At 62.0% G+C, this 12,298-nt stretch carries 13 protein-coding genes; 2 read left to right on the top strand and 11 right to left on the bottom strand.

Translation table 11 applies throughout. The features are described from left to right. Positions 1–20: 20 nt before the first annotated feature. Positions 21–473: a nuclear transport factor 2 family protein gene (locus tag CL546_RS08355; RefSeq protein WP_290494096.1), complete on the bottom strand. Its 453-nt coding sequence runs from the start codon at positions 471–473 to the stop codon at positions 21–23. Here CL546_RS08355 and pip point away from each other — a divergent pair. Further along, on the top strand, positions 472–1,401 hold the full coding sequence (gene pip, locus CL546_RS08350) for a prolyl aminopeptidase (protein ID WP_290494095.1): 930 nt from the start codon (positions 472–474) through the stop codon (positions 1,399–1,401). The genes CL546_RS08355 and pip overlap by 2 nt on opposite strands. A gap of 83 nt (positions 1,402–1,484) precedes the next feature. Then, on the top strand, positions 1,485–1,877 hold the full coding sequence (locus tag CL546_RS08345; RefSeq protein WP_290494094.1) for a hypothetical protein: 393 nt from the start codon (positions 1,485–1,487) through the stop codon (positions 1,875–1,877). A gap of 68 nt (positions 1,878–1,945) precedes the next feature. Here CL546_RS08345 and CL546_RS08340 read toward each other — a convergent pair whose 3' ends face one another. The 10 genes from CL546_RS08340 to CL546_RS08295 all read right to left on the bottom strand — a co-directional run bounded on the left by CL546_RS08340 (position 1,946) and on the right by CL546_RS08295 (position 12,296). Continuing rightward, the gene (locus CL546_RS08340) at positions 1,946–3,172 is read right to left on the bottom strand and encodes a beta-ketoacyl-ACP synthase (RefSeq protein ID WP_290494093.1); all 1,227 of its coding nucleotides are present in this window, start codon (positions 3,170–3,172) and stop codon (positions 1,946–1,948) included. A gap of 76 nt (positions 3,173–3,248) precedes the next feature. Next, a complete protein-coding gene (fabG, locus tag CL546_RS08335) occupies positions 3,249–3,986 on the bottom strand; it encodes a 3-oxoacyl-ACP reductase FabG (protein ID WP_290494092.1) in 738 nt (245 codons plus the stop codon). Further along, a complete protein-coding gene (locus tag CL546_RS08330) occupies positions 3,979–4,467 on the bottom strand; it encodes a hotdog family protein (protein ID WP_290494091.1) in 489 nt (162 codons plus the stop codon). The genes fabG and CL546_RS08330 overlap by 8 nt, the downstream gene beginning before the upstream one ends. After that, on the bottom strand, positions 4,464–5,648 hold the full coding sequence (locus CL546_RS08325; RefSeq protein WP_290494090.1) for a beta-ketoacyl-ACP synthase: 1,185 nt from the start codon (positions 5,646–5,648) through the stop codon (positions 4,464–4,466). Before CL546_RS08325 ends, CL546_RS08330 begins: the two co-directional genes overlap by 4 nt. Then, positions 5,645–6,196, bottom strand: a complete 552-nt coding sequence (locus CL546_RS08320; RefSeq protein ID WP_290494089.1) for a DUF3261 domain-containing protein — start codon at positions 6,194–6,196, stop codon at positions 5,645–5,647. The genes CL546_RS08325 and CL546_RS08320 overlap by 4 nt, the downstream gene beginning before the upstream one ends. Beyond that, positions 6,178–7,407, bottom strand: coding sequence for an NAD(P)/FAD-dependent oxidoreductase (locus tag CL546_RS08315; protein ID WP_290494088.1), 1,230 nt, complete (start codon positions 7,405–7,407; stop codon positions 6,178–6,180). The genes CL546_RS08320 and CL546_RS08315 overlap by 19 nt, the downstream gene beginning before the upstream one ends. Beyond that, positions 7,394–9,751: an MMPL family transporter gene (locus CL546_RS08310; RefSeq protein ID WP_290494087.1), complete on the bottom strand. Its 2,358-nt coding sequence runs from the start codon at positions 9,749–9,751 to the stop codon at positions 7,394–7,396. The genes CL546_RS08315 and CL546_RS08310 overlap by 14 nt, the downstream gene beginning before the upstream one ends. Next, positions 9,738–10,325 (bottom strand): LolA family protein, encoded by a 588-nt coding sequence (locus tag CL546_RS08305; protein WP_290494086.1) that lies wholly within the window; start codon positions 10,323–10,325, stop codon positions 9,738–9,740. The genes CL546_RS08310 and CL546_RS08305 overlap by 14 nt, the downstream gene beginning before the upstream one ends. Beyond that, entirely contained in the window at positions 10,322–10,756 is a 435-nt protein-coding gene (locus CL546_RS08300) for an acyl-CoA thioesterase (RefSeq protein ID WP_290494085.1), read from the bottom strand. The genes CL546_RS08305 and CL546_RS08300 overlap by 4 nt, the downstream gene beginning before the upstream one ends. Next, entirely contained in the window at positions 10,737–12,296 is a 1,560-nt protein-coding gene (locus tag CL546_RS08295; RefSeq protein ID WP_290494084.1) for an HAL/PAL/TAL family ammonia-lyase, read from the bottom strand. The genes CL546_RS08300 and CL546_RS08295 overlap by 20 nt, the downstream gene beginning before the upstream one ends. Positions 12,297–12,298: the final 2 nt, after the last annotated feature.

Below are 12,298 nucleotides of genomic sequence, written 5' to 3'. Positions count from 1 at the left end.
TAACCAGAAACGCGTAGCTATTAATTAATCAGACTCTCAATTTTCCAGTCGCCGTCCTGGATCCAGTGGCTGTCCACCTGGTAGCTGTCGGCATCATCCGGGAGCACATTTTTTCCGCCCCAAGCCAGTGCGGTAAATTGCACCGGGGCTTGCTTTTTTGTCACCGGGTCCAGATCAATCTGGATGCGTGTAAAAGTGAGGTTGCGGTTCGGGTAGCGAAAGAAAATGCCCACCAGGGTGCGGTGAATGTCCTTGCGTTGCAGGGCTCTGCCGCGCCGTTCAATGACCACATTATCGCTTAGCCTATCCATCACTGTGCCGGTGTCGCCGTCTTCGATGGCCGTTTCAATTTCAGCAAGAGCATCCTTGATGGCCTGCTCCGGGGGCGTGTTATCACACGCCACCAGCAGCCCTTGCAGCAAAATCAGCAACAGGTATGCTGAAATTCTTCTTCCTGTCAGAACCTGACTCATGGCCTTATTTCCTTTTCTCGAGCCGTATCGGCAATGCTACCTCCCGGTTGGGCAGGGGCATCAGTTATATGTGGAAGAGAGTGGTAATCCGCAGGGTATTCCCGTGGTGGTGTTGCATGGTGGTCCCGGTGGCGGTTGCTCTCCAGCGCTGCGGCGTTTTTTCGATCCGCAACGGTTTCGGATTATTCTGTTTGATCAGCGCGGAGCTGGTCAAAGCCGGCCGCTGGCGTCTATTGATGATAATACCTTGAGCCATTTGCTGGCAGATCTCGAACAGATTCGACAGGCGTTACAGGTTGAACGCTGGATGGTATTTGGCGGTTCCTGGGGCGCGACACTGGCGCTGGCTTATCTGGCGGCGTGTCCACAGCATATTGTGGGCATGGTGTTGCGTGGCATTTTTCTGTGTCGTCGCCAGGATCGCGATTGGCTTTATACCGAAGCGGGAGCGGCCAGAATGTTCCCGGAGGCCTGGCAAGCCTTGCAACAGCAAGCGCCGCCGGGCAGCGGCAGCTTGCTGGAGCGTTATTATCAGGGGTTGCAAGGCGAGCATGCTCGCCGTTATGCCCGGGCCTGGTGTAATTGGGAAGCCACCCTGGCGCTGATGCCAACCCAGCCACCGGGGCCGGGTAATGATGACGAGTTGTGCATGGCTCGCCAGGAAACCCATTATTTCCTTGCCGATGGCTTTGTGGAGCAGCCGTTGCTTGAGGCTTGCGCCGGCAGTGCCGTGCCGGTGGAAATTGTGCATGGCAGCCGGGATTTTGTCTGCCCGCCGGAGCAGGCGCTGGCGTTGCATCAGGTGCTGCCAAACAGCGTGCTCAATTGGGTCGAGCATGGTGGTCATTCTTCTATGGATCCGGGCGTGGCCCAGGCGCTGGTGGCAAGTGTGAGCCGAATGATGGAACGCATCCTTGGCGCGAAATGAAAACGGTGGATTGTGAATTGAGCTTGGGGAGAATGCGCGGTAGCGTTCATTCCTGTTACGGGAAACTGTTCAAGGAGAAAATAATGAAGAAAGGGTTGTTGGTGATGGTATTCGCGATGGCGATGGTAGCGTGTACCAGTGCGCCCATTATGGATCTGAATGATCGCACTATCCCGCAGACACAAGCAGGGCAAACGTTAAGCCTGCAGCAGGTTCAGGAGGCGATCATGAAAGGCAGCATCCAGAAAGGGTGGGTGCCCAGCGTGGTTAAACCCGGGTTAGTGGAAGCGTCAATTCAGGTGCGTACGCACCAGGCCGTGGTGTCTATTCCTTATACGCAGGCGGATTACGACATCATCTACAAGAGCAGTCAGAATCTGGATGAGAGCGGAGGCAAGATTCATCGCAACTACAACCGTTGGGTCGTTAACCTGTCGGCTTCCATTCAGGAAGAGTTGCTGGATGAAGTTTATTGATCGGTGTTAGTCCGTGCCGGATACCTGTTTGGGTTCTTTCCTTTTTTGGGTATCCGGCATCCGGTGTTCTATTCACTCCAGCGGCGAAAAATCAGTGAAGTATTGATGCCGCCAAAGGCAAAATTGTTGCTCATCACATAGTCGCAATCCAGCGTGCGACCTTCATCGCGGATGTAATCCAGCTCGCCGCACTCCGGGTCCGGTTCTTCCAGGTTGGCGTTGGGGTGGAACCAGCCGCTATTCATCATTTCGATGGCGGTCCAGGCTTCCAGTGCACCGCAGGCCCCCAGGGTATGGCCGGTAAAACTCTTTAATGTGCTGATTGGCATGCGTGGCCCGAACAGGGACGCGGTGGCCTGGCTTTCTGCCACATCGCCGCGGCTGGTGGCGGTGCCGTGGGCGCTGACATAGCCAATCTGGTCCGGATGCAGCTCAGCGCTTTCCAGTGCCAGCACCATGGCCTGTTTCATGGTGGCGTGGTTGGGCTGGGTCACATGGCGACCATCGCTGTTGGTGCCATAGCCGACCAGCTCGGCAAGAATCGGCGCGCCGCGCTGTTCGGCATGCTCCAGTGATTCGAGAATCAGGGTGCAGGCGCCTTCGCCAATCACCAGGCCGTCCCGGTCGCGATCGAAGGGGCGTGGCGAGCGTGATGGGTGGTCGTTGTCCTGGCTGGCAGCAAACAGGGTGTCGAACACCGCCGCCTGGGTGGGGCACAGTTCTTCCGCGCCGCCGGCGACCATCACATCCTGCAGGCCGAAACGTATGGCTTCCCAGGCATAGCCGATGCCCTGGCTGCCGGACGTGCAGGCACTGCTGGTGGTGTGCACCCGGCCTTGCAGGCCAAAGTAGACGCCAATGTTCACTGCCGTGGTGTGAGCCATCATTTTTAGATAAGAGTTGGCATTCAGTCCCTGGGTAGAGCGGTGGATCAACATGCCGCCGAAGTCGGCCACGGCGGCGGTGCTGCCGGCGGAACTGCCGTAGGCCACACCGGTGCGACCGTTTTTCAGGAGCGGATCGCCGAGCAGGCCGGCGCGCTCCAGAGCCTGTTCGCTGACATGGGTGGCCATCTGTGCCACGCGGCCCATGGAGCGGGTTTTCTTGCGATCGAAATGCGCTGGCGGGTGGAACATGGCAGGGGCGCCCAGTTGGGTGCCTAGCCCTTCGTAGTGTACCCAGTCCGGCATTTGTCGAATGCCGGTGCGACCGGCCTTGAGGTTGCCTTGCAGGCTATCCCAGTCGTTTCCAATCGGGGAAATGCCGGCAATACCGGTAACCACCACACGACGCATTCCTGTTCTCCATTCTTTCCTGCTGGGCTGAAGGCGGCCATGTTAACACAGCCGCTGCGGGGGGCTTTTGCGCCTGTCAGCACAGGCCGCCGTTGACGGCAATCACCTGGCGGGTGATGTAGCCGGCGTCTTCGGAAAGCAGGAACGCTACCGTGGCGGCCACTTCTTCCGGGCGGCCCACGCGCCGGGCAGGAATCATTTTCTTGATTTCATCCAGGGGCAGTTCATCGGTCATGTCGGTTTCGATCAGGCCGGGGGCCACACAGTTAACGGTGATATTGCGTTTGCCCAATTCCACAGCCAGTGCCTTGGCCGCGCCGATCAGGCCGGCCTTGGCGGCACTGTAGTTAACCTGGCCACGGTTGCCGATGATGCCCGACACGGACGACAACACCACGATGCGGCCGGGTTTGCGCCGCCGGATCATCGGCATGGTGAGGGGCTGTAAGACGTTGTAGAAGCCGTCCAGATTGGTGTGCACAACACTGTCCCATTCCTCGTCGGTGAGTGCCGGGAAGGCGTTGTCGGCACTGAGCCCGGCGTTGCAGACCACGCCGTAGTAAGCACCATGGGATTCCACGTCATCGAGCAGCGCCTGGCGGGCACCGCTGCGGTCGGCCAGGTCGAAAGCCAGCGTGCGTGCCTCGCCGCCGCGTTGGCGTACTTGTTCTGCCACCTGTTCGGCCAGTTCTGCCTGGTGGCGATAATGCACCACCAGATCGTAGCCCTGTTCGGCCAGGCGCAGGCAGATGGCTTTGCCGATGCCACGGCTGGCGCCGGTAACCAGAACGGTGGGGCGGGGAGGATTAGTCATTGTTGTCTCGCAAAAAAGCATCGCTGTCGGTGGGTTGGTAAAGATTGAGGCGGGCACTGGCCTGAATGCGTTGGGGGTGAGCGTCATCACCGCTCAGGTGGCATTCAAACACGGCCATGCCGCTGTCATCCTGCAGAATTTTTTCCACGGTGATGGTGAGCGTGCTGCCTACGGGAAAACGCGGGCAATTAAACTCGACTCGGCGGCTGCCCAGCAGGAAACCCAGAGGAATGGCTTCCCCCCTGTGGTAAGGCGCCAGCCCGGCAAAGGCCGCCACCGCCTGGGCCATATATTCCATGCTGACCCAGGCGGGGACGGTGTCGCCCTGGTTGTATAAACCGTCGGCGGTGACCTGCGCGGTGGCGGTGAGGGATTCATCATCGGCGGCCACAATGCGGTCCAGCAGTACCAGTGCGCCGCTGTGGGGGAGCAGATCGGCCACTGCGGGGAATTCGCCGGATTGCTGCACAGGGGGACTCATGGGCAGGTCTCCAGGATCAGTGACAGGTTGTTGCCGCCGAACGCAAAGGCGTTGCTCTGGCAGCGCCGTGGCGCGGTAGCTGGTGCCGGTTGGCTGCCGTCCAGCAGGTTAATGGGCGGCAAAGCTGGATCGCGCTGGCCGTCGTAGCAATGGGGCGGCCAGGCAGGCTGGTCGGCAGTGAGTGACAGCCAGCACAGTGCCGCTTCGAGAGCCGCCGCTGCGCCCAGGCAGTGGCCGGTGAGTGCCTTGGTTGCGCTGCAGGGAACCTGCCCGGCAAACAGCTCATGAACGGCTCTGGCTTCCATGATGTCGTTCTGGCTCGTGGCGGTGCCATGCAGATTCAGATAGTCGATGTCGTCCGGGGCAAGGCCAGCATCATGCAGCGCGGCGGCCATGGCGGCGACGGCGCCTCGACCATGTGGGTCGGGGCCGGAAATATGGTGAGCATCGGAGCTGGCGCCCACGCCGCTCAGTCGCACCGGCCCGGGGGTAGCCGACAGCAAGAACAGGGCGGCGCCTTCGCCGATGTTGATGCCGTCGCGATTTGCGCTGAACGGATTGCAAGGTGTCGGACTCACCGCGCCCAGACTGCTGAAGCCCTGCAAGGTTAGTCCGCAGAGGCTGTCGGCGCCGCCGGCGATGACCACATCGCAGACGCCTTTGCGGATCAGGCTGCGGGCGGTGGCCAGTGCACGGCCGCTGGATGAGCAGGCGGTCGACAGGGTCAGTGCCGGGCCAGCAACGCCCAGCAAGCGGGCGAGGAAGTCGGCGCCATTACCCAGTTCCTGCTGCTGATAATGGTAGCTGTCGGGGGCCGCTTGTTGAGTCCGCCAGGCTTTCATGGCCTGCTCGCCGTTGTCGACTCCGGAGGTGCTGGTGCCCAGCACAATGCCGATACGACTGGGGGGGATTGATTGAGTCAGGCCGTTCCATTGAGGGCGAAGTTGATCCAGCGCCGCCATCAGTAGCTGGTTGTTGCGACACGCAAAGCGAGCCAGTGCTGTCGGGATGTCTGGCAGGGTGGCGTGCACCTGTCCTACCGGGCTGGGGTGCTCCGGGTGCCACTGGTCGCTGAGTTGCAGGCCACTACGGTCGCCGGCCAGCAGGCGCTGGCGCACCGTTTCCCGGTCGTTGCCCAGGGCACAAAGAAGGCCAACCTGATTGAGATATACGTCTGTCATGGTGTTGCGTCTGGACTCAAGGGCGTCAGATTCAGTTGGTAGCGATAACGCAGGTTGTTCAGCGCCGAGGGGGCCTGCCAGGGGCTGCCCTGATAGTGCACCTGTGTTACCGGCTGGCCGTTATGGTACAGGGTGCGGGAATTGGCTTCGACGCTCAGTGACCAGGCGGTGGGCAGCGAGGCCTGGATGGCGCTGGCCGGCCAAAAAATCAGCTGAATATCGGCCATCACCTGTTCGGCGGGAAAGGTATCGGGCAGCAGTGCGGAGCGCTCTACTGTCAGGCCCTGCTCGTTCTGGCGCATCTGCACCAGCACCAGCCCGGCTTCATTCAGCGCAACGACCCGGGTTTCCCCGTTGCCGGTTTCCAGCACGCAGCGCAGGCGCAGTTGTTGCCCGTCATGGGTGAGGGTCAGCAGGTGCTCCAGCTGATGCTCATGGTGCAGTGGGGCCGCGAGTGGCGGCGCTGCCGGTGCCAGCAGTTGGCAGCCACCGAGCAGGCTGAACAGGAGCGCTATCAGCAGCGAGGCTGTTAGAGGGAGTCGGCACATATTTCCGCCAGGGCGGTCAGCCGCCGTTGATGGTGTTGTACGTAGGGGTTGTTCTGATCCCAAGCGTAACCAGCCAGAATGGAGCAGATCATTCGCTTGATCTCCTCCGGCGGACTGGGGTGGAACACCACGTTCTGGAAGCGCCCGTCGTACCAGCCGCTCACGTAGCTGCGGAAGGTGTCCACGCCTTGTTGTAGCGGGCGGGCGAACTCCCGCTCCCAGTCGGTGGCTTCGCCACGCAGTTGGCGGTCCAGTACGCCGGCGGCCAGGCTGGCGGAATGCATGGCAATGGTAACGCCGGAGGAAAACACCGGGTCGAGAAACTCCCCCGCATTGCCGAGCAGGGCGTAGCCCTCACCGTGCAGGCTGCGTACTGACGCAGAATAGCCGCCCTGACGCCGGGCTGGCATGCGCAGGGTGGCACGGGATAATAGCGCAGCCAGCCGGGTATCACCGGCCACCGCGGCGTTCAGGCAGTCGCTGTTATCGCTGGGCAGGCCTGCAAAAAAGTCATCCGGGGCGACTACGCCAATTGAGGCTTTGCCATCGGGGAACGGAATCAGCCAGAACCAGACGTCCTGACGTTGCTGGTGCACGGTGATCAGAATCTTGTTGCGATCGAAATGTGGGTCACTGATGTGGTCATCGATATGGCTGAAGACCGCCGTGCGGCGCGGGAAATTACTCGGCTTTTCCAGGTTCAGCAACCGTGGCAATACACGACCGAAACCACTGGCATCGAGAGCAAAGCGTGCTCGCACGGTCTGTTGCTGGCCGTCTTCGTGCTCCAGGGTTGCAGTGATACCGGTGTGGGCGGTTTCGATGGCGGCCAGTGAGCAGCCGAAAGTGATCGGCACGCCTTGTTGTTGTGCCTGATCGGCCAGCAGAGCATCAAAGCGGTCGCGTTCTACCTGGTAGGTGTAGCCCCAGCCGGGAGTGAACTGTTCATCAAAGCGGAACTGGGTGGAACGCTCTTCCCAGGCAAACGCCGCGCCGTCTTTTTTCTGGAAACCGGCGGCTTCCACCGCCGCCAGCATGCCCGCCTGTTCCAGGTATTCCATGCACTGTGGCAGCAGGCTTTCACCGATGGAGAAGCGCGGGAAGTGCTGTTTTTCCACCACTGCCACGCGGTGTCCGGCCCGCTTCAACAGGGTGCTGGCGATGGTGCCGGCGGGGCCGGCGCCGATAACAAGAACATCAGTGTCGGTCATGGGGGCGTCTGTTCTCCGAAGCAGGGGGTAAAGGTGAAGGGGTGACGGCAAACAGAGGTGCCAGCAAGGCCGCGGCCACAATGCCGATAAAGACGCTGAAGCCAAAATCATGCACCACCTGGGTATCGCTCAGCCCCAGCAGGCCGAAACTTAGCGAGGTGGTGGTGGCAGAAAACAGCACGGCCAGGGTGGCAGTGGGGGTATGGCCATCCTGTTGATAGAAAATGGCGTAGTCGATGCCAATACCCAGGATCAGGAACAGGGCGAGCACATGGATCAGGCCGTAGTGGCCGGTGAGCCAGCCCAGGCTGCCCAGCACTACCAGGCTGGCCAGCGCGGGTACCGCCAGCAGCCGCAGGGCAAACACCGGGCCTCGGGCCAGGGTGAGCAGCATGGCGCTGAGGGCGTAGGCAGCAATCAGCAGCAGGTGCAGGTGGTCACGCAGGGTACCCATCAGCGAGCTGATGCTGCTGGCGTCGTCGATCAGGGTGATGCCCTGATCCGGCGCGTTGAAGGTGGCGAGTGGTGTCTCGTGCGGTGAATCCACCTTGCCGCGAACCAGCACCAGGCTGCGACAACCTTGATCGTCGCAGCCGTGCCACAGTTGCGAGAGGGCCGGGTTGTCCAGCCGTTGTAGCCAGTCGGGCAGCGACAGGGGCGTTACCGGCTGGTCGAAATCGGCCTGCACTTTTTGCCGGGCAGCGTCAGTCATGCCCACGGTGTCACTGAAGCGGGTAAAGCGTGGGTGCTGGAAAACACCGTCGGCCAATGCGGTATGGATCGTGTGTTGTTGTTGCGCCGGTACCCAGTAGCGCGACAGGGCATCACTATCGATATGGGCGGCCTGCAGTGCGTCGTGCAGTTGTTGTTCCCGTTGCCACCAGTGCTGGATATCGCGACCGTGCACCACGAAATAGGCACCGGGTGCGTTGTCGGTGATTTTGCCAAGCTGGGTCTGCATGGCCTGCAGGTGTGCCGGGGGCGTCTGGTAATCATGCACATCGTCACTTGCAGACAGCCACAGCATGCCGGACACGATGGCCGCTCCGGCGGCCAGTGCCAGCCAGCGAAAGCGCAGGATCAGGCGCTGCCAGTGGGCCATGATCCGGTGCAGACGCGCCACCCAGGGCGACAGGGTCGCGCCGGTTTGTCGGCTCAATGCCGGAAACAGCAGCATCACGGTGAGCCAGGCCATCACCAGCCCGCTGATGGAGAATACGGCCACTTGCCGCAGTCCGGGGAATTGTGCCCAGGCCATGGCGGAGTAGCCCAGCACGCTGCTGAGCAGGGCCAGTCCCAGCGGTGGCAACAGGCGGTTGCGGACCGTAATGGGGGCGGCGTCCGGCTGCCCGCGTAAATGGCAGAAATAATGAATGCTGTAATCCACCGACACGCCGATCAGGCTGGCGCCGAACACCAGCGCCAGCAGATGCAGTTCGCCGAATAGCCACAGGCTGGCGGCCAGCCCCCAGAGGACGCCGCTGGCGATGCTGATCAGGGCCAGCAGCAAGGGGCGCAAGCTGGCAAACACCAGCACAAACAGCAACACGATGCAGACCAGCGAAAACAGCCCCACGGTGCGAATTTCCCGTTCCGCGCTCACCGCACCTGCGGCGGCATAAAACGGCATGCCAGTGAACAGGGTGTCGGGGAAATCCTGTTGCATCTGCCGGCGGAACGCATCCAGCTGTGTTTGCTGATCGATGGCAAAGCTGTCGTGGCGAGTGCTGGCCAGGCTCATGCCCCAGTAGCGGTCGCCGTGGGAAAGCATGGCGATGCCGTTATGCAGTGCTGTGCTATTGCGCGACAGGGACGCCAGGTAGCGTTCGAAAAGGAATAGTGGATCCGCTTGCCACTGCTGGCTGGAGGCGCCGGAGGGACGATAGAGCCGTGCCAGCGCCTGTTGAATCAGGGCGTCCGGTTGCGAGAGCGCGGCTTGCCGGTCGGTGGGGGTGAGTAGCTGATAGCGGTACGGGGCCAGCGCCCGGTAACGTTGCTGCAGATCCTGCTCGGACAGGGTCGGGCCGATCTCGTCGAACAGGGCGCTGCCGCCAAGGGCCCGGCGCAGTTGTTCGGTGCGGCGGGCGGCGTCGGCGGGGCTGTCGCCGGGGGTCAGCCACAGGGTTGTCGAGGACAAGGTTTGCCGGTAGCGATCGCTGACCTGCCGGGTCGCTGCGGGCACGGTGTCCTGTGGCAACATGGCGAGCAGGTTGCTGTTCAGCCAGTGGGGTGAGCGCAGGCCAGAGGCGGCCAGGGTGATGCCGAGCAGAATCAGCAGGCACCACAGTGCTGCACCCAGCGGGCGGTTCAGGCGAAAACCGGCAAGACGATCAGGGGCGCGCAAGCCTCTGCTCCTCGTCGTCCGTGGGGGTGTCGGTGAGCTGGATATTGCTGAGCGTGGTCACGCTGTAATCGCCATTGGGATAGTTCAAGCGGAACTGTTCCGGGGTGCGGCCGCCAGAAACGGACAGGCCGTGCAGGACTTTCTTGAGAGTGGCGTTACGCGGTTCCAGTGTCAGGGTCCATTGCTCCGGTTGGCCGCTGGCCTCAATCTCAAAGGCGTTGTCCAGGGCGGAAAAATCGCCGGATAGAACCATCATCAGCCGTCGCGAAAAGGCGTCGCCACCGGGTAGGCTGTCTGCCTGGCCGTTGCTGTAGAGGGTGCCGTCGATCAGTTTCAGATCGCTGGTAAAAGGTGCTTTCATTTGCCATTGCAGGCCGTGGCCCTTGATCAATAACAGCGAGCCGGTGGAGACCAGTGGCCGCGACAGCATGGCCAGGTGTTGCTGTTGGCGGAACTCTGCGTTCAAGACCGGTGCCGGGTCCAGTTGCTGCTCAATCTCCGCCAGTGTCAGGGCGTGGGCGAACAACGGCAGCAGGGTCAGCGTCACCATCCATTGCAGAGCGCGCCGCTTCATTCCTGTTCCCCTTCCACACCCAGCCGTTGCAGAAGAACGGGGGGGCTGACGTAGAGCATTTCCTCGTTGGTCATGTCCACGGCCACCTGAATGCTGTGGCCACGGGTAAGACGCTGACCGTTTTCATCGCTGATCAGGTAGCTGATCTTCAGCCGGTTTTCCCACTCGCGCACAGTGGCGGTGACGGTGATGGTCTGGCCAAAACGGGCCGGGCGGGCGTAACGCAGGTGCAGGTCGATGACTGGCCAGGCGTAGCCGGACTCGCGCATTTGCAGGTAGTTGTAGTTGAACTGCTCCAGCAGCGCGCAGCGGGCCACTTCAAAGTACTTCACATAGTGGCCGTGCCAGGCCACTTCCATCATGTCCACATCGTGGAAGGGCACCTCAATCTGGATGCTGTGTTGCAGGCGTTTATTCGCTGGTGTCGGCATACAGGTTCCAGTGTTGTTGGCGGATGCGGCTGAGCAGCTGCCGTAGCTCGGGCTCCAGGGCCCGGTCTTCGTTGACGTGGGCGCTGTCTTCGCGCACCGCCAGCAGGGTGTCGCGCAGGGCCGGTGGCAGGCTGTGAATGTCGCGCCCGTCCTGTGCCAGGCGCAGTTCCACGGCCTGACAGCTGGCCAGCAGCCCGGCGGCGGCCACTTGCTCGCTGAGCTCAAGCACTCGCAGGGCGTCGCGGGCGGCGGTGGTGCCCATGCTGACTTTGTCCTGATTATGGCACTCGGTGGAGCGGGAAAAACTGGTGGCGGGCATGGTCAGTTTCAGTGCTTCTGCGGTCCAGGACGAAGCGCCAATTTGTACCGCCTTGAAGCCGTGGTCCAGGCAGGCGCCGGCGCCGGTGCTACCGGACAGGTTGGCGGGCAGGCCGTGGTTGAATTTCACGTCCACCAGCTGCGCCAGTTGCCGGTCGAGCAGGTCGGCGACGCTGGCGGTAGCGGTTTTCAGGCTGTCCATGGCCTGGCCGATGTGGCCACCGTAGAAGTGCCCGCCGTGCAGCACCCGTTCGTTGTCGCCATCAATAATCGGATTGTCATTGGCGCTGTTCAGTTCCACTTCCACGAAGCTGCGCAGTTGGCTCAGGGTGTCGCTGAGCACGCCCAGCACATGGGGGGCGCAACGCAGGGAGTAGCGATCCTGAAGGCGGGCTTCGTGGCTGGGGGCGTTGCTGGCTTGCAGGTCGTCGCGCAGGCGGCGGGCGGCCAGCTGGGAGCCCGGGTGCGGTTTCACCGAGAACAGCACTTCATCAAAATGGTAGGCGTTGCCCTGAATGGCCAGGCTGGCCAGGGCGGTGATGCGGGTGCCCAGGGAAACCAGATAGTTGGCCCGGTCAAACGCCAGGCAGGCGAGGCCGGTCATCACCGCGGTGCCATTCATCACCGCCAGACCTTCCTTGGGGCGCAGGGTCAGGGGGGAGATATGGCGTTCCGCAAAGACTTCGGATGCCTCGCGAATCTGCTCCCCCTGTCGTAGCTGGCGCTGCCCGGCCAGGGCGGCGGCGACATAGGAAAGCGGTGTCAGGTCGCCGCTGGCGCCCACCGATCCTTCCTGGGGAATCAGGGGCAGCAGGTCTTCGTCGAGCAGCCGGTGCAGTTGCTGCAGCAGCTCATAGCGCACTCCGGAATAACCCCGGCACAGGCTGGTGAGGCGGGCGGCGAGAATGGCGCGGGTGCTTTGTGCATCAAAGTGTGCGCCCAGCCCGCAGCCATGAAAGGTGAATATTTTCTCCGAAAGTTGCCCGGTGAGGGCTTCCGGAATGGCGGTGGTGCAGGAGTCACCGTAGCCAGTGGTGACACCGTAGATGACCCCTTCGCGGGCCAGCAGACGTTCGAGAAACGTCGCGCCGCGCTCAATGCGCTGCTGGAATTCGCCGTTGCCGAGCCGGCTGTTGGCCTGCCGGCGAGAAAGTTGGCAGACCTGTTCCAGGGTCACCGGGGCGCCATCGAAGGTAACGGTTGGGGTGGGCGGTTGAGTCACGG

Origin of the sequence: Alcanivorax sp., from assembly GCF_002726155.1 — a bacterium.
GTDB lineage: Bacteria > Pseudomonadota > Gammaproteobacteria > Pseudomonadales > Alcanivoracaceae > Alcanivorax.
The sequence above is the reverse complement of the archived record's forward strand: the minus strand, read 5'-3'. Positions and strand labels throughout refer to the sequence as shown.